The following is a 14,524-nucleotide window of genomic DNA, read 5'->3' on the forward strand; positions in this document are numbered from 1 at the left end:
CAGCCACATGACGGTGTTCCACAAAGATGAGGAAAGGAAAACGAGTGAGAAGAAGCCGGAAAACCTGGAGTGACATGACAGATCGTCAGCGCGGCGGGCTGGCGGTGCTCACGATCGTTCAGATGGTGCTGGCCGTCGCCGCTTGGGTGGATCTCGCTCGCCGCGATCCCCGCGAGATCAACGGCAGCAAGGGAAAATGGGCGGCGGTCATCGCCGTCAATTTCATCGGGCCGGTCGCCTACTTCACGCGCGGCAGGCGCACCGTGCTGTGAGCGCCTGTCCCGGGTGGGTGGTGTGGCATGCACACACAGCACCCGGGCTGAAGACGCACCTCTCAGGTGTGCGCCGGGGACTGCTTCGCCAGCATCTGACCCCATTGCTGCGCCCGTGCTTCCTCACCCTCGACGAGCTGGTTCTTCGTATCGACGAGAAAGCTCTCCGGATCGGCAACCAGCTCGAAACCCAAATGCCGCAACTTCTTCGAAATTCCTTTCGACGCCCGTCCGGTAATGAGTGCGGGCTTGTCGATGCGAGTATCGAACGCGGCAGCATTCCCCTCGTCCACGGTGAGCCCGTCGAGCCACTCACGAATTCCCGTACTGGCCGCATCTGGTTCCAGTGTCAGGTTGCTCTCCGGCTTCTCGGCGGCCTCCACCGCACCGCGCCGGGTCGATTCCCGGCTCATCCCGTGCACGTGGGTGGGACCACCCACGATCAGGAGATCGTATGAGGACACGTCCTGTTGGGGCGCCTGCGACACGGGGATCGTCGTGACGTCGCCCGCAGGCGCGAATCCTCGCGCAATCGCCTCTGCCACCGCATGGGTATTGCCGTACATCGACTCGTAGACAATCAGTGTTCGCATGTCGCCGCCTCCTGGTTCGCTTGTTCGGTACCAGCTGAACCGCACGGGTGAGGTTCAGCCCGTCACATCTGGTTTACCTTCGAGTCTTTCACCGCCCGAGGTCTCGGCAGAGGGCACAAGGTCATCCGAAAGTCCCTTCCAGCGTGCAGACGTCACTCGACATCGAGGTGTGATGACCTAGGGCCCTATCGGCGCCGGCCACAGGTGACCGATCCTGAAGGTGTTCGGCGCAAGTCCGGAAATGTGTTGCAATGACTGGAGTTGGACGATGAGCACTCTTGCGAACCGCCAGTCCGTGGTCGTCGGTGTCGACGGCTCCGAACGCGCGATGCGGGCCGCCGTATGGGCGGCCGCCGTGGCGCGACGACGATCCGCGCCGCTGCGCCTTGCCCATGCTCTCCCGAGTCCCGGATACCACTACAGCGAAGCTGCCCTGCTGTTTCAGAACGAGTTCGCCGACGAAGTCCGGCAATCGGCCGAGGAGATTCTCGGGCGCGCCGAGCGGCGAGTGCGGCAGGAGTGTCCGGACGTCCGGGTGTCCTCGAGCATCCATCCGGGACCGGCAGGGATGTCGCTCACCGGACTGAGCAAGCACGCGGAAATGGTGGTGGTCGGATCCACGGGCGCCGGGATGGTCGAGTCACTGTTCACGGGGTCCACCGTGGTGCGGGTGGTCAACCACGCACACTGCCCTGTCACGGTCTTCCGATCCGACTCCGAGTCACCGGTGCCCGATCACCGGCCTGTCGTGGTCGGCGTCGACGGAAGTGCGCTGAGCATCAGGGCGATCGAGTCCGCCGTCGACTTCGCAGTGCTCTTCGACGTCCCGCTCCTCGCGGTGCACGCATGGGGTACAGGTGACATGTCCCGAGGCCGCTCCGCTGCGACCAAGGTGGACTGGGCCGCCATGGCAGAAGAGCAGACGGCACTGGTAGCAGAAAATCTTGCCGGTTGGCGAGAGAAGTATCCGGACCTGGAAGTCACCACGGTCATCGATGAGCGGAACCCTGCCGAACTGTTGCTGCACTTTGCGCGCGACGCACAACTCGTCGTCGTGGGAAGTCACGGCCACAATCGATTCGCCGGATCGCTGCTGGGGTCGACCAGCCAGAACCTTCTGCACCATGCATTGTGCCCCATCACGATCTGCCGTCCACCGAGGAGTGAGAAGCGATGACCTGGCCACTGGCGCTCGTGTTGATAGCGCTCATCTTTTCTATGACAGCCATCGTCACCTCATACATTGCGGTGCGCGGTAGATCGAGGCCACCACAGAAATAGGTCCCCGCCCGAACATCCGCCGTCGGACCTGTGTTTTGGTGCCGTCTCAGTCGCTGCGGAATCGATGTCCGGGCCGCCAGTCCATGTGCAGAGCCAACACGTGCTCGTGGGTGGTCGTCTGTACGTCGCGGAGGTGCGCGAGAGTGTCTTCACCGAGCAACCGGATTCGCCGCTGTGCGATGTCCCCTTCATTGCAATCACGTGATGAAAACCGCTCGCTTAGATCTGTACGCAGTCCCTGCGGTCGCGACGCCAGGCGAACTCCGGGTCACTTGCGGACGATCATCACCGGGCACCGGGCGGCATGGAGTACGGCCCGGCTGGTGGACCCGAGGAGTAGGGAGGTGAAGCCGCCGCGTCCGCGGCTGCCGGTGACGACGAGCTGCGCCTGCTCGGACAGTTCGACGAGGTGGTCGATTGGTCGATCCCGGACGACCACCTTCCGGACAGTGACGCCCGGGTAGGACTGGTGCCAGCCGGCCAGGCTTTCGGCGAGTACGGCCTCTTCCGCGACGGCGATCGCGGGCCAGCTCAGATCGTGATGGTCCGCGTCGTCGGTGGTGAAGACGGTCGATAGATCGAAGTCGCTCCACGCGTGCACCGCAACCAGATCGCAGTCGCGGAGAGCGGCTTCCTCGAACGCCGCGCCGATCGCCGGTGTACTGCGCGCCGATCCGTCGACCCCGACCACCACCGGGCCGTCGAGAACAGCGTCCACGGGGTCAGGTATGCCGCGAACCACAACCACCGGGCACGGCGAGTGGGCGGCGACCGCCGTGCTCACCGAGCCGAGGAGGCCACCGGCGACACCGCCGAGCCCCCGGGATCCCACGACGAGCATGCGGGCCGATTTCGCCAACTCCAGAAGGACAGTCGCGGGGCTGCCCTCCCGAAGCGTGGTGCGCACCGTCAGCGGTGCGTCACCGACCGCCTTGGTTGCAAGTTCCGCCGCCCTCTCCAGGCGCTGCTTCCCGGCGTACTCGAGATCCGTGAAGGCACCCGCCGAGAGGTTGATGGCGTCACCGTAGGTTCCGCGCCGCACCACAAGCGACGAAGCCAGCAGCAACGGGGCGCCGCGGACCACGGCCTCGTGTGCCGCCCAACGTACGGCGTCGAGTGCATGGGCGGAGCCGTCGACTCCGACGACGATGGGAATGTCTACTCGCATGGTGGCTCCTGTCGATGTGACCGGTCTTCTGTCCAGAATCCGGGATCATCGTGAGGTACAGGTAGGGCCGAAGGGCACTTCGTCGGTACCCGTGGTCCTCCGGGTCCCCCAGGGGCCGGTGGTCACGAGAGGCGAAAGACCCTGTGGTGATGACCGCCTGGCGGGGGACACTCGAGGTACGAGCCGTGCTGTACCGACCCGGGTTGGTGCGCCGGCGCCGAGAAGCCTGGAAGGACTGATCGTGATGTACCACAACGATCCAAGCGGTTGGGGATACGCGTTGATGTTCGTCGGGATGGCCCTCTTCTGGGGGTTGCTGATCGTGGGCATCGTCGCGATGATCCGCTATCTGGGCCACGGAATGCAGACCCCCCACAATGTGCCGTCTGCCCGCGATGCCGCGGAAAAGGTTCTGGCGGAACGGTTCGCGCGAGGTGAGATCGACGAAGCGGAGTACCGGACACGTCTGGCGACGTTGCGCGCCGAGACAGCGTCCTAAGCGAGTGATGACGACGTCGGCGAGGAGGTGATCGACATGGATGCACTGCAGATGGCTCACGAGCTCATGATGTGGCTGCATGGCGCCGGCCTACTGCCGCACGAGTTCATGATGTGGCTGCATGGCGCGGGCATACTGCCGCACATGCCAATGCACATGATGCCGATGTAACGGCGAGAACGAAGGGACAGCTTTTTCAGTACTGGATTGCGGTGATCACGGTGAGCGCAACGAACAGATATATGACGCAGACGGACTACATGTCGTGGCGGATGGAGGCAGATCCGATCCTGCGCTCGACCATTGTTGCGGTTGCCGTCCTCGACCGGGTTCCCGACTGGCCGCGGTTCGTCGACATGATGGAGCGGGGGACGAAGCGGGTTCCGATCTTTCGGCGCAAGGTGGTCACCGCTTCGGTGGGCGTTGCCCCGCCCCGCTGGGTCGAGGACCCCGACTTCGACCTCACCTGGCACGTAAGACGTTGCACGCTCACGGAACCGGGCGGTTGGGACGGAGTGCTGAATTTTGCGCGCACCACCGGTATGGCGGCCTTCGACAAGGAGCGTCCCCTCTGGGAGTTCACGGTGCTCGACGGGCTCGGCCATCACCGGGCGGCCCTCGTGATGAAGGTTCATCATTGCCTCACCGACGGCGTCGGCGGCATGCAGATCGCCCGGGAGATCGTGGACTTCACCCGGGAAGGAACCGTGCGCGCAGACGATGCCGAGGTGGTTGTGCCGGACGACGGGCGAAGGCCCGGGCCGATCGATGGTCTTGCCTGGTACCGGGATATGACGGGTCGCATCGTACGAGGGGTGTCGATCGGGATGGTGCGGGGAGGCGAGGGGCTGATCCGACGTCCGGCCGACTCGTTTCGCCGGTCGGTTGATGTCGTGGCTTCGACGATGCGTTTGACGCGTCCTGTTCGCACCACGCTATCCCCGGTGATGAGGACGCGCACCACGCGCCGCAGGTTCGCCGTCCTCGAGGCCCCGCTCGAACCGCTCGGCCGGGCCGCCGAGTCCGCGGGCGGATCGCTCAACGACGGCTTCCTCGCCGCCATCCTGCTGGGTATGGCGAAGTATCACCGGGTTCATGGCGCCGAAATTCCGGCACTGAGAGTCACATTGCCGATCAGCTTGCGCACCGACACCGACCCGCTCGGTGGTAACCGCATTACTCTGGCGCGGTTCGCCCTGCCGACGAACATCGAAGACCCCGCCCAGTTGATACGGGAGGTTCACGCCGTTGTGGAGAGTTGGCGCAGAGAACCGGCGATTGCGTTGTCGTCACACATTGCCGGCGCATTGAATCTGCTACCCCCTTCGCTTCTGGGTAACATGCTCGAGCATGTCGACTTGGTGGCGTCGAACGTGGTGGGCTCACCCGTACCGCTCTTCATGGCCGGCTCGCAGATCGTCCGGTATTACGCCTTCAGCCCCACCCTCGGGTCGGCGTTGAACGTCACCCTCATGTCCTACACGTCGCACTGCTGCGTGGGCATCAACGCCGACCTCGGCGCCGTCCCCGACCTCGAGACGCTGACCGACTCCCTGGCAGACGGTTTCCGCGCCGTTCTGGCCCTGTGCTCGCCGGCACCCGACACCGCAACCGTCTCGGTGCCGTGACAGAAGTCGACCAGAGTAGAGCAGAATGCCGCTCGATCAGGAATGCCAGGAGCTGGCGAACCGCACATCGGCGACACCGGGAACCGTCTCGGCGAGGGCGGTGACCACGCCGCGTTCCGGGTCGTCGGCGGAAAGACCGCTGATCGCGACCTTGCCGTCCGCGACCTCGACGGTCCAGCGCCGCGAACCCGCGTACACGTCGAGGCGATGCTGAACCTCCTTGGCGATGTGGGTGTCGTCCATCGTCAAGGCGCCGAGAAGATCACGCCGGGTCACGATCCCGATGAGGTCGCTTCCGTGAACGATGGGAATCCCACGCAGACCCGAGCGCAGCATCGCGGAGGCGAGATCGCTGAGGTCGGTGTCCGCGGTCATGGCGATGACCGGGCTGGTCATCGTCTCCTTCACCGCCGCATCGGCCTGCGGAAAGGCTCGGAATTTCTCCCGGAGCAGATCACCCTCGGACGCTATACCCACCAGCCGGTGTGCCTCATCGACCACCGGGAGCACGGTGAATCCGAACTCTCCGATGATGCGGAGGCACTCGTCGATCGGTGTCGACGGCGCCACGGTGGTGACCGGGCTGCTCATGATGTGTCGCGCCTGCATGACGGCTCCTTCCCTCTGCACAAGCCTGGCCCGCCCGCGGCCGTGGGGGAAGGGCCATTGGGCCTTTGTCGTCCTTGATGGACAGCGTTCGGTTGTCGTTACCGATTTCGGTGACAATTTCTGGGAGGTAGGGCCGAAGTGCCCTGGTCCGCGGCCACGTGAGGGGCGATCGTGGTGGGTACGGAGGTGGCAACCATGATCAAGCATTGGCTCCTGATGGAAGCTGGGGGAGAGGACGCCCGAACCCCCTACCGCACCCGGGTGGCCGGTGCAGGCAGGCATCTCCCGGTCACACGGCTCACCACCGAGGACCTGATGGCAACGACCCGTCACACCACTCACATCGACCTCGAACGCTTGACGGGAATCCGCGAGCGGCGGGTCTCGGTGGGAGACGAGGATTCCTATACCCTCGCCGCGGCCGCGGCGCAGGACGCCTTGGAGCACTCGGGTCGGGATGCGGGTTCCCTCGACGCCGTCATCAGCTGCAGCATCACCAAGTTCCGGGGCGGACTCACCCAGTGGCTCGAGCCGACGATGAGCAGTGCTGTCGCCCGGGCGCTCGGCGCGGATCGGGCGATGACCTTCGACGTGTCCAACGCGTGCGCCGGAATGCTGACCGGAGTCACGGTGGCGGACAACTGGATCCGGCAGGGCGTTATCGAACGGGCGTTGATCGTCAGTGGTGAGTACATCTCGCAGCTCGGGCAGAACGCGGCGCGGCACATCCACAACATCATGAGCAAGGAATTGGCGTCGTTGACGCTGGGCGATGCGGGTGCCGCACTGGTCCTCGAGCGGGCTCCGGCCGGATCGGCTGGAATTCGGTTCGCCGGCTTCACCACCGTCGCCGATTACAGCCGGCTATGCCTGGCCTACCCGAAGGGCAACGAACCCGGCGCGCGCATGTTCACCAATTCCCGCGGCATCCAGAAAGCCGCCATTGCGGACACACCGCTGCTGTTGCACGAGGTCCTCGACACGCTCGGGATGTCGATGCACGACATCGATCACGTGATCACCCATCAAACCTCCGCCCGGGCCATCCGGAAAGGCATGGCCGAGTTGAAGTCCGAGTTCGGCGATGTTCCCCGGCACGACGCGGTGATCACCGTCGACCGGTACGGGAACACGGCGTCGACGACGCACACCGTGGCGTTGGTCGAGGAACTCGAGGCCGGACATATTCAGCCGGGGGAGACCGTGGCGTTGATCTCCTTGGCATCCGGCCTCGAGATCGGGGTCGTTCTATTGGAACTGGACGAGGAATTGGTGGCTGGTTATGGGCACGATCATTGATCGGGTAGACGTCACCTCCGGTGGGTGGCGAAACCGGCACAGCGCACTGCGCCTCGCCGTGTCCGCGGCGAAGACCTGCCTCGAGAACGCCGAACGGAGCCCGGACGAGGTCGACCTTCTGGTCAACGCCGGGTTGTATCGGGACCGCAATCTCGGGGAACCTGCCCTCGCAGCGATGATCCAGGAGGACATCGGCGCACATCCGGAGGATCCGCATACCGGCGAGCACGGCACGTTCTCGTTCGATATCGCGAACGGAACGTGTGGTGTGCTGACCGGGTTGCAGATCGTCGACGGGTTCTTACGATCCGGGACGATCGACTGCGCCCTTGTCGTCGCCAGTGATGCCGATCCCGGCCACAGGATGAGCGAGAACTTCACGTTCTCCGCGGCCGGAGGCGCGGTGTTGTGTAGTTGGACCGACGAGGATTACGGTCTCGGACGCGTGCACTGGGTCAACGACTTCGACGGCTCCGACGCGTTCTCCGCCACCGTCGGGGGGATCGATTCCCGGAATGTTCTGCGGTTCCGGGAGTCGGCCTCGATGGATGAACGCTATGCCGCCGCGGCCGCGGCCGCCGCCACCGAAGCCCTCACGGATGCTTGCCTCACCCTCGCCGATATCGATGCCGTGGTGCTCGCTCCGCCCCGCCCGGAATTCCGGTCGGCCCTGGCACGCCACCTCGGCCTGCCCGATTCCCGCGTCGTGGTCGCCGACGACGAACACATCCATACCGCCGCGCTGGTGGCCGGACTCGATGCAGGTGGCCGCCGTGCCGGCACTCGTACGCTCATCATCGCCGCCGGTGCGGGCGTGACGGCCGGCGCTGCCGTGTACGCCGAGCCACCCGCGAACGGCTCACACGCCTTCGGCCAGGTTCTGGATGGTCAGTAGCATTTTGCGGCTCATCACGAAGGAGACGGGTTCGATCAGCGCCGGGCCGAAGGCGAGCCGGCTCGCCAGCGACGGCCCGTAGGTTCCCCGGCCCCTCTCGATCAGTCTGGTGCGCCGCTCATCGATCCGTTTCAGGTGGAAGGCCCAGATCGACGCGTCGCCCGTTTCGGCGTTGCAACCGTGCAGAACCAACGCCGATGGCGGGTCCGCCACCGCCACTGTCAGTGCGGGGGCTTTCGGGTGTAACCGGACCTTGTCGCCTACCGCGAGGTGCTGACAATCCGGAAGAACCCGGTCAGCGTTGCGTATGCGGCACCCGATGGCGTTCTCGAGTCCCTCATAACTGTAGAAGCCGCCTCGTCCCTGCCCGAGCTGGACGATCCAGGGCCACACCTGTTCGGTCGGCACGGCGATCGTGATCGCGTGGGTGTATCCCCAGCGCGGGTTCGGTACCAGGTCATCTCCGGGCAAGGGTGTCAGCACCTCGGCGTTTGTCGCCCCCCAGCTGATGCGCCAGCGGCGCAGCGGCTTGGTCATGAGCACGTGAAAGCCGATCAGGGCAGCAGCGAAGATCGCCTGCGCGGCCGTTGCGGCACTCGTTGTCAGCAGCGAGGTGCGGGAAGTGGGTCGGGTCGTCATGACCCTCATCCTGGTAGTGACCTCCCGGACGGTGCCAGGGTATTCGGGCGCTGCCCACCACGGCGTGCTGCCGGAAGGCGGTGACCTTCGACCCTGTCCTGCGGACGTATCGCGGGGTTGGCTGAAACGAGACGGTGAGGAGTTCACAATGAAGGTCCAACAGGCAGTGGTCGAGCATCGTTGGGTGCGGCCGATCGACCAGGTGCGTTTGCCCGACGCGCCTTCCGTGGGCGGAAAAGCGGCGAATCTCGGTGAGCTGACCCACGCCCGTTTTCCCGTACCGCCGGGCTTCGTGGTGACGAAGGACGGCTATCTCCAGGCAATGGAGGACGCGGGAGTGCGTGACATGCTGCGCGCGCGAGGACTGCCCCCCGCCGGCGCCGACGATGCCGCGCTCACCGCAGCGTCCCACGAGCTACGGTCGACTGTGCTCGGTGTCCCGGTCTCCGACGCGCTCCGCGACGAGATCGTCGATGCCTATCACGAACTCGGTGACTCGGTGCGTGTCGCAGTACGTTCCTCAGCTCCTGCCGAAGATGCCGCCGACACCTCGTACGCAGGCATCCACGACAGCTTCACCGACATCTGCGGACCCGACGCCCTCGTCGAGGCGATACGGAAATGCTGGGCATCGCTCTGGTCGGAACGAGCACTGACCTACCGCAGCGTGCAAGGTGTCACCGAAGAACCCTCGGTGGCCGTCGTCGTCCAGTTGATGGTCGATTCCGACACCTCCGGCGTCACCTTCACCGCCGATCCGCGGACCGGTGCCCGCGACCGTATGGTCGTCGAGGCCGCCGCGGGGCTCGGCGAGGTCGTGGTCGGCGGACAGGTCGAACCCGACACCTACGTGCTGTCCAAGGACGGCTTCCATCTACTCGACGAGCACATCGGATCGCAAACCTTCGCGATCACCGCCGATGCGAGTGGAGAGCGGACCACTGAGATTCCCCTCGACCAGCGCGGTGACCGAGTCCTCACCAACACCCAACTCGAGCGGCTCGCGCTGCTCGCACTCTCGGTCGAAGAGCACTACCACGCACCCCAGGACCTCGAGTTCGCGTTCGCCGGGGACAAACTCTGGATCGTCCAGACCCGCCCGATCACCACTCTCGGCGACCACACGCCCCCCGTCGATGCCGGCCGACCGGAACCGGCACCGGCCGGCGCGGTGCTCGCGCACGGGCTCGGCGCAAGCCCCGGAACCGTGACGGGCCGGGTACGCATCCTCCGGTCCGTCACCGACGCCCACCAACTGCACGACGGTGACATTCTGGTCGCCCCGATGACACGTCCCGACTGGCTGCCCGTGCTGCGCCGGGCTGCGGCCATCGTGACCGACGGGGGCGGTATCACCTGTCATGCGGCGATCGTCGGACGCGAGCTCGGACGCCCCGTCGTGGTCGGAACCCGCACCGCGACAACAACGCTCGTCGATGGCGCCGTCGTCACCGTGGACGGCGACGCCGGAACCGTGTGCGAGGGCGCAGCGGGGACCGCTGAACTGCCGGCTGCCGACTCGGCCCCCGCCGCACCGAGCGGAACACCGCACGCCGGATCGTTCAGCTGGGCGGAGCCGACAGCGACGTCGGTGTACGTCAACTTGGCGACACCGGATGCGGCTGAGCGGGTCGCGGCGATGGACGTCGACGGGGTCGGACTCCTGCGCGCCGAGTTCATGATCATGGACGCTTTGCAGGGCAGGCACCCGATGACCATGCTCGCCGAAGGGCACCGCGCCGAGTACGTCGACACGATGGCCGCTGCCGTCGAGAAGATCGCTGCAGCATTCGCACCACGACCGGTCGTGTACCGGGCAATCGACCTGCGGACCAACGAGTTCGCGAATCTGGTCGGAGGCGACGTGGAACCGGTGGAAGACAACCCGATGATCGGGTACCGCGGGTGCTTCCGCTATGTGCGGGAACCGGAACTGTTCGGACTCGACCTGGACGTGGTGCACACCGTACGCAAACGCTATCCGAACGTGCACCTGATGATTCCGTTCGTACGAACCCGGTGGGAACTCGAGCAGTGTCTCGGTCACCTGGCGGCGCACCCGCTGGGCGCCGATCACCGCATGCATCGCTGGATCATGGCGGAGGTGCCGTCGGTGGCCTACTGGATCCCGGAATACGCCCGCCTCGGTATCGACGGTGTGTCCATCGGAACGAACGACCTGACCCAGCTGATCCTCGGCGTCGATCGTGACTCCGAGATCTGCCGGGACCTGTTCGACACGATGGACCCGGCCGTCCTCGACGCCGTCGACACCATCATCGAGCGGGCGACCCGGGCAGGGTTGACCACCTCGCTGTGCGGACAGGCGGTGTCGACCCACCCGGCCCTGGCCGAACACCTGGTGCGCAAGGGCATCACCTCGGTGTCGGTGGCACCCGACGTCGCTACCCGCACGCGCCGAAACATCTCCGTCGCCGAACGCCGGGTCCTGCTCGAGCAGGCCCGCGACTGTTCGCCGAGCCCGAGAAGCTAGGAAGCTAGTAGACAGCGTCGGAATGCTGCCCGACAGTGGCACGGCGAACGAGCGCGGCATAACACTGGTCGACGTCGCTCCGACGGCACGGTGCCGTGCCCGGTGTCCGCAGCATCGCCACCCCCGCGGCGACACCGTAGCGCACCGCCTCCCGCAGGTCCCACTGTCGCTCCAGCCCGACAATGATTCCCGCGACCATGCTGTCTCCGGCCCCGACCGCACTGACCACGGGCACCGCCAGGGACGGGCAGTGCTCCTCCTCCGCCGCTGTCACGTGCACGGCCCCGTCGGGGCCGAGGGAGAGAACGACCACAGCGCAAATCCCGGCGGTGATGAGTTCTCGTGCCGCGCTGACCTGCTCGTCGAGAGTCCGCAAATCCCGCCCGACGTGCTCGCGTAGCTCGCGAATACTCGGTTTGAGGAGATACACACCGCGCTCGAGCGCGCGCAGCGGCGGGCCGGACGTGTCGACGACGAGGCGAGCAGACGAATCGGCGAGGGCATCGGCGAGGGTCTGATAGAACGTCACGGGCACCCCCGGGGGAAGGCTGCCACTCGCGACGACGAAGGCGGCGTCCTTGGCACTCTGCACCAGGGCGTCGAGACAGGACTCGACTTCCCGCGGTGTCAGTGACGGACCGGGCAGCACGAAGCGATACTGCAGACCGGTCTGCTCCTCGTCGATGGTGAAGCTCTCCCTGGTGGATCCGCGAATCGTGATGCTCCGACTTCGCACTCCCTCGGTGGCCAGGAGGTCTTCCAACGCCCGGCCACTGTGCCCACCGGAAGGAAACACGGCGGTAGCCGGCGCGCCGAGTACATGCAGGATGCGCGCGACGTTGATGCCTCCACCGCCGGGGTCACGTCTGGGGGCGGCGCACCGCACTTTGTCGGTGGCGATCACCCGCCCTGTTGCCGTGGTGATGTCGAGAGCGGGGTTCATCGTCAGGGTTACGATCTCGCGCATGGGTTCTCCGGTCAGGTGCCGCCACCGTCAGAGGTGACGTGAGTCAGTAGTTGCGCCATCCCTCCGTGGCATCCCAGAGGGCTCGGACCGCGTCCACCGCGTCACCGAGATCGGTGTTCGTGTCGATCGGGGTGGCCAACGGAGGGTGCGTAATCCGCTGCGCCATTGCGTCGTAAATTTCTGCGGTGGCATCGGAATTGCCGTGCGGGCGGGTGCGGATCCGTTCCACGGCGACGGAGCGAGGCGCGACGCATTCGATCTCGACCAAGTCGCTGTGCTCCTTGCGGGCGGTCGAGGTGGCCCACTGACGCAGCCGCGGGTCCGTCCACGAGGCATCGAGCACCACCGAACACCCGCGGGAGAGCAATCGGGCCGCGCGCCTGAGTAATTCGGTGTACGTGTCCTCGGTCATCGAGCCGCTGTAGAGGCCGTGCCCGTACTCGTCGGCACACGATACGTGCGGGCCGACGCCCGCCAGCTCCTTGCGTACGAGGTCGCTGGACAGGACAGTGGCACCCACTCGCTCCGCCACCGCACGCGAGAGCGTGGACTTCCCGGTTCCGGGAAGTCCACCGATCAGGGCAAGCCGCACCGCGCCCGAACGCAGATGACGCAGAGCGAGTTGGGTGTGGCCGCGTGCGTCCACCAGTGCCTCCGTCGAACCCTGGGTGTAGCGCAGACAGGCCACTTTCGCGCGCATGAATGCGCGATACGCGACGTAGTGGTCGATGAGCGTGGGGGGCGGGTCGTCCGCGGCGCACGCGCAGTAGCGGCGCACGAAGGCCTCCGCGAGTTCCGCGCGGCCGAGGTACTCGAGATCCATGGCCAGACACGCTGCGTCATCGAGGCCGTCGATGTGGCGCAGGTGGTCGTCGAAGTCGAGGCAGTCGAGGATCCGGGGACCGTCCGGCAGGCAGAAAATGTCATCTGCCAGGAGGTCGGCGTGGCCGTCGACGATCCGCCCGCACTCGATCCGCTCGGTGAAAACCGGCTCACGCCCCGCCAGATACTGGCGTGCGCGCCGATCGATCTCGTCCACCTCCACCTTCGCAAGCGCCCGCGGCTGATACCCCATCGCCTCGGTGACGTTGGCCCGCCACCGCGCCGCGACGGCGTCGCGCGTGGCATCTTCGTCGATGTCGCGGCCGCGGACCCCGCGCTCGTGGAACCGAGCGATCACGTCGGCGATCTCGTCGAGCTGCGCCGGCGATTCGTCACCACGGACAACGATCGTGGCGAGCCGGCGGTTGTCCGGCATCCGCCGCATCTTGACGAGCGGTTCGGCCGGGCCACCGGTCGGATCGGCGAGTTCGGCGACACCGAGATACACATCGGGACACAGACGGCGATTCAGTTCGACCTCGCGGTCACATGCCGACCGGCGCTTGTCCGCCGTGCTGAAATCCAGAAACGCAGTTCGGATGGGCTTTTTGGCCTTGTACACCACGTCGTCGACCATGACGACATACGCCGTGTGCGTTTCTCGAACGGTAATTCCCATCACGACTCACCCACGTCGATGTCCAGGTGCATTTCGTCACCGTCGCGCCGCAACGCAGATCCCCAGCCCTGGTAGCGGATCAGAGCAAGTACGGACGCGTTCTCTGTCAGAACCTCGGCACTCATCTGCTCGATTCCACATGCCCTCGCGTGCTGCACCAGCCGGGTCAATAATGCCGTCCCGATTCCGTGCATCCGGTAAGCGTGGTCGACGACGAGAGCGAACTCGACCACCGAGGGCGCGGCATCGGCGTCGGCATCGAGAGAGACATAATTGGCGACACCGACGAGCGTATCGCCGACGAACGCGCCCAACGCATAATGTGCAGGATCCTGCCGGCAGAGCGATTCCGCGAGCTCGGCGAGGTGCGCGGGACGCACGGCGAAAAACCGCATGTAGTGGTCGTGCTCGTCGAGCCGCTCGTGCAGGCGGCGCACCGCGTCGTGATCATCGGCAAACAAGCGGCGTACCGTCACGTCCGCTCTGACCTGGGGTACTGCGGTCTCCATCGTTGTCAGCCCCTCTGCCCTGTGCCGTCGTAAGCATTCAACCGCCGGACGGCACGTCAGCGTCAGAGGCATAAGTCACCGACTACGGTCCTTCGCCTCTATTGCGTGATCTCCGCTGCGTCGATGCTGGGAGATAGTCGCCACCCACACCAGCTCGAGAGGACGTCGAC

The 14,524-nt window shown here is 65.8% G+C and carries 15 protein-coding genes; 8 read left to right on the top strand and 7 right to left on the bottom strand.

Annotation, left to right across the window (positions count from 1 at the left end):
- Nucleotides 1–74 precede the first annotated feature (74 nt).
- Nucleotides 75–272 carry a PLDc N-terminal domain-containing protein gene (locus tag CBI38_RS09520; protein ID WP_230990128.1) on the top strand — a complete coding sequence of 66 codons (198 nt, stop codon included), beginning with the start codon at nucleotides 75–77 and terminating at the stop codon, nucleotides 270–272.
- A 62-nt stretch (nucleotides 273–334) separates the two neighbouring features.
- Here CBI38_RS09520 and CBI38_RS09525 read toward each other — a convergent pair whose 3' ends face one another.
- Entirely contained in the window at nucleotides 335–865 is a 531-nt protein-coding gene (locus tag CBI38_RS09525; protein ID WP_109328367.1) for a flavodoxin family protein, read from the bottom strand.
- Nucleotides 866–1,133: 268 nt separating this feature from the next.
- Between CBI38_RS09525 and CBI38_RS09530 the strand changes: the two genes are divergently transcribed.
- Complete coding sequence (locus CBI38_RS09530) at nucleotides 1,134–2,042, top strand: universal stress protein (RefSeq protein ID WP_109328369.1); 909 nt, start codon at nucleotides 1,134–1,136, stop codon at nucleotides 2,040–2,042.
- Nucleotides 2,043–2,414: 372 nt separating this feature from the next.
- Here CBI38_RS09530 and CBI38_RS09535 read toward each other — a convergent pair whose 3' ends face one another.
- Nucleotides 2,415–3,314 carry a universal stress protein gene (locus tag CBI38_RS09535; RefSeq protein WP_109328371.1) on the bottom strand — a complete coding sequence of 300 codons (900 nt, stop codon included), beginning with the start codon at nucleotides 3,312–3,314 and terminating at the stop codon, nucleotides 2,415–2,417.
- Nucleotides 3,315–3,558: 244 nt separating this feature from the next.
- On the opposite strand from CBI38_RS09535, the gene CBI38_RS09540 reads away from it, so the two are divergent.
- The 3 genes from CBI38_RS09540 to CBI38_RS09545 all read left to right on the top strand — a co-directional run bounded on the left by CBI38_RS09540 (nucleotide 3,559) and on the right by CBI38_RS09545 (nucleotide 5,441).
- Nucleotides 3,559–3,813 (top strand): SHOCT domain-containing protein, encoded by a 255-nt coding sequence (locus CBI38_RS09540; RefSeq protein ID WP_109328373.1) that lies wholly within the window; start codon nucleotides 3,559–3,561, stop codon nucleotides 3,811–3,813.
- Nucleotides 3,814–3,849: 36 nt separating this feature from the next.
- On the top strand, nucleotides 3,850–3,984 hold the full coding sequence (locus CBI38_RS40085; RefSeq protein WP_257792470.1) for a hypothetical protein: 135 nt from the start codon (nucleotides 3,850–3,852) through the stop codon (nucleotides 3,982–3,984).
- A gap of 71 nt (nucleotides 3,985–4,055) precedes the next feature.
- Complete coding sequence (locus tag CBI38_RS09545; protein WP_109328375.1) at nucleotides 4,056–5,441, top strand: wax ester/triacylglycerol synthase domain-containing protein; 1,386 nt, start codon at nucleotides 4,056–4,058, stop codon at nucleotides 5,439–5,441.
- Between the two features lie 36 nt (nucleotides 5,442–5,477).
- Here CBI38_RS09545 and CBI38_RS09550 read toward each other — a convergent pair whose 3' ends face one another.
- Nucleotides 5,478–6,050, bottom strand: coding sequence for a CBS domain-containing protein (locus CBI38_RS09550; RefSeq protein WP_109328377.1), 573 nt, complete (start codon nucleotides 6,048–6,050; stop codon nucleotides 5,478–5,480).
- Nucleotides 6,051–6,245: 195 nt separating this feature from the next.
- Between CBI38_RS09550 and CBI38_RS09555 the strand changes: the two genes are divergently transcribed.
- Together CBI38_RS09555 and CBI38_RS09560 are read left to right on the top strand one after the other, a co-directional pair.
- On the top strand, nucleotides 6,246–7,349 hold the full coding sequence (locus CBI38_RS09555; protein WP_109328379.1) for a 3-oxoacyl-ACP synthase III family protein: 1,104 nt from the start codon (nucleotides 6,246–6,248) through the stop codon (nucleotides 7,347–7,349).
- The gene (locus CBI38_RS09560) at nucleotides 7,333–8,244 is read left to right on the top strand and encodes a 3-oxoacyl-[acyl-carrier-protein] synthase III C-terminal domain-containing protein (RefSeq protein WP_109328381.1); all 912 of its coding nucleotides are present in this window, start codon (nucleotides 7,333–7,335) and stop codon (nucleotides 8,242–8,244) included. Before CBI38_RS09555 ends, CBI38_RS09560 begins: the two co-directional genes overlap by 17 nt.
- On the opposite strand, the gene CBI38_RS09565 is transcribed toward CBI38_RS09560, so the two are convergent.
- Complete coding sequence (locus tag CBI38_RS09565) at nucleotides 8,209–8,883, bottom strand: hypothetical protein (RefSeq protein ID WP_109328383.1); 675 nt, start codon at nucleotides 8,881–8,883, stop codon at nucleotides 8,209–8,211. The genes CBI38_RS09560 and CBI38_RS09565 overlap by 36 nt on opposite strands.
- Nucleotides 8,884–9,031: 148 nt before the next feature.
- Here CBI38_RS09565 and ppsA point away from each other — a divergent pair, with 148 nt between their 5' ends.
- Entirely contained in the window at nucleotides 9,032–11,377 is a 2,346-nt protein-coding gene (gene ppsA / locus CBI38_RS09570; protein WP_109328385.1) for a phosphoenolpyruvate synthase, read from the top strand.
- 4 nt (nucleotides 11,378–11,381) lie between these two features.
- Here ppsA and CBI38_RS09575 read toward each other — a convergent pair whose 3' ends face one another.
- From CBI38_RS09575 to CBI38_RS09585, 3 genes are read right to left on the bottom strand one after another with little or no spacing between them, the layout of a single operon-like run.
- A complete protein-coding gene (locus CBI38_RS09575) occupies nucleotides 11,382–12,344 on the bottom strand; it encodes a 1-phosphofructokinase family hexose kinase (protein WP_109328387.1) in 963 nt (320 codons plus the stop codon).
- Nucleotides 12,345–12,387: 43 nt separating this feature from the next.
- Entirely contained in the window at nucleotides 12,388–13,845 is a 1,458-nt protein-coding gene (locus CBI38_RS09580) for a bifunctional aminoglycoside phosphotransferase/ATP-binding protein (RefSeq protein WP_109328389.1), read from the bottom strand.
- Nucleotides 13,845–14,354: a GNAT family N-acetyltransferase gene (locus tag CBI38_RS09585; RefSeq protein WP_109328391.1), complete on the bottom strand. Its 510-nt coding sequence runs from the start codon at nucleotides 14,352–14,354 to the stop codon at nucleotides 13,845–13,847. The genes CBI38_RS09580 and CBI38_RS09585 overlap by 1 nt, the downstream gene beginning before the upstream one ends.
- Between the last annotated feature and the right edge of the window lie 170 nt (nucleotides 14,355–14,524).

Origin of the sequence: Rhodococcus oxybenzonivorans, assembly GCF_003130705.1 — a bacterium.
Taxonomy (GTDB): domain Bacteria; phylum Actinomycetota; class Actinomycetes; order Mycobacteriales; family Mycobacteriaceae; genus Rhodococcus_F; species Rhodococcus_F oxybenzonivorans.

Coding starts and splice junctions, on each gene's coding strand:
- CBI38_RS09520 (WP_230990128.1), top strand. CDS start 75: ATGACAGATCGTCAGCGCGGCGGGCTGGCGGTGCTCACGATCGTTCAG.
- CBI38_RS09525 (WP_109328367.1), bottom strand. CDS start 865: ATGCGAACACTGATTGTCTACGAGTCGATGTACGGCAATACCCATGCG.
- CBI38_RS09530 (WP_109328369.1), top strand. CDS start 1,134: ATGAGCACTCTTGCGAACCGCCAGTCCGTGGTCGTCGGTGTCGACGGC.
- CBI38_RS09535 (WP_109328371.1), bottom strand. CDS start 3,314: ATGCGAGTAGACATTCCCATCGTCGTCGGAGTCGACGGCTCCGCCCAT.
- CBI38_RS09540 (WP_109328373.1), top strand. CDS start 3,559: ATGTACCACAACGATCCAAGCGGTTGGGGATACGCGTTGATGTTCGTC.
- CBI38_RS40085 (WP_257792470.1), top strand. CDS start 3,850: ATGGATGCACTGCAGATGGCTCACGAGCTCATGATGTGGCTGCATGGC.
- CBI38_RS09545 (WP_109328375.1), top strand. CDS start 4,056: ATGACGCAGACGGACTACATGTCGTGGCGGATGGAGGCAGATCCGATC.
- CBI38_RS09550 (WP_109328377.1), bottom strand. CDS start 6,050: ATGCAGGCGCGACACATCATGAGCAGCCCGGTCACCACCGTGGCGCCG.
- CBI38_RS09555 (WP_109328379.1), top strand. CDS start 6,246: ATGATCAAGCATTGGCTCCTGATGGAAGCTGGGGGAGAGGACGCCCGA.
- CBI38_RS09560 (WP_109328381.1), top strand. CDS start 7,333: ATGGGCACGATCATTGATCGGGTAGACGTCACCTCCGGTGGGTGGCGA.
- CBI38_RS09565 (WP_109328383.1), bottom strand. CDS start 8,883: ATGACGACCCGACCCACTTCCCGCACCTCGCTGCTGACAACGAGTGCC.
- ppsA (WP_109328385.1), top strand. CDS start 9,032: ATGAAGGTCCAACAGGCAGTGGTCGAGCATCGTTGGGTGCGGCCGATC.
- CBI38_RS09575 (WP_109328387.1), bottom strand. CDS start 12,344: ATGCGCGAGATCGTAACCCTGACGATGAACCCCGCTCTCGACATCACC.
- CBI38_RS09580 (WP_109328389.1), bottom strand. CDS start 13,845: ATGGGAATTACCGTTCGAGAAACGCACACGGCGTATGTCGTCATGGTC.
- CBI38_RS09585 (WP_109328391.1), bottom strand. CDS start 14,354: ATGGAGACCGCAGTACCCCAGGTCAGAGCGGACGTGACGGTACGCCGC.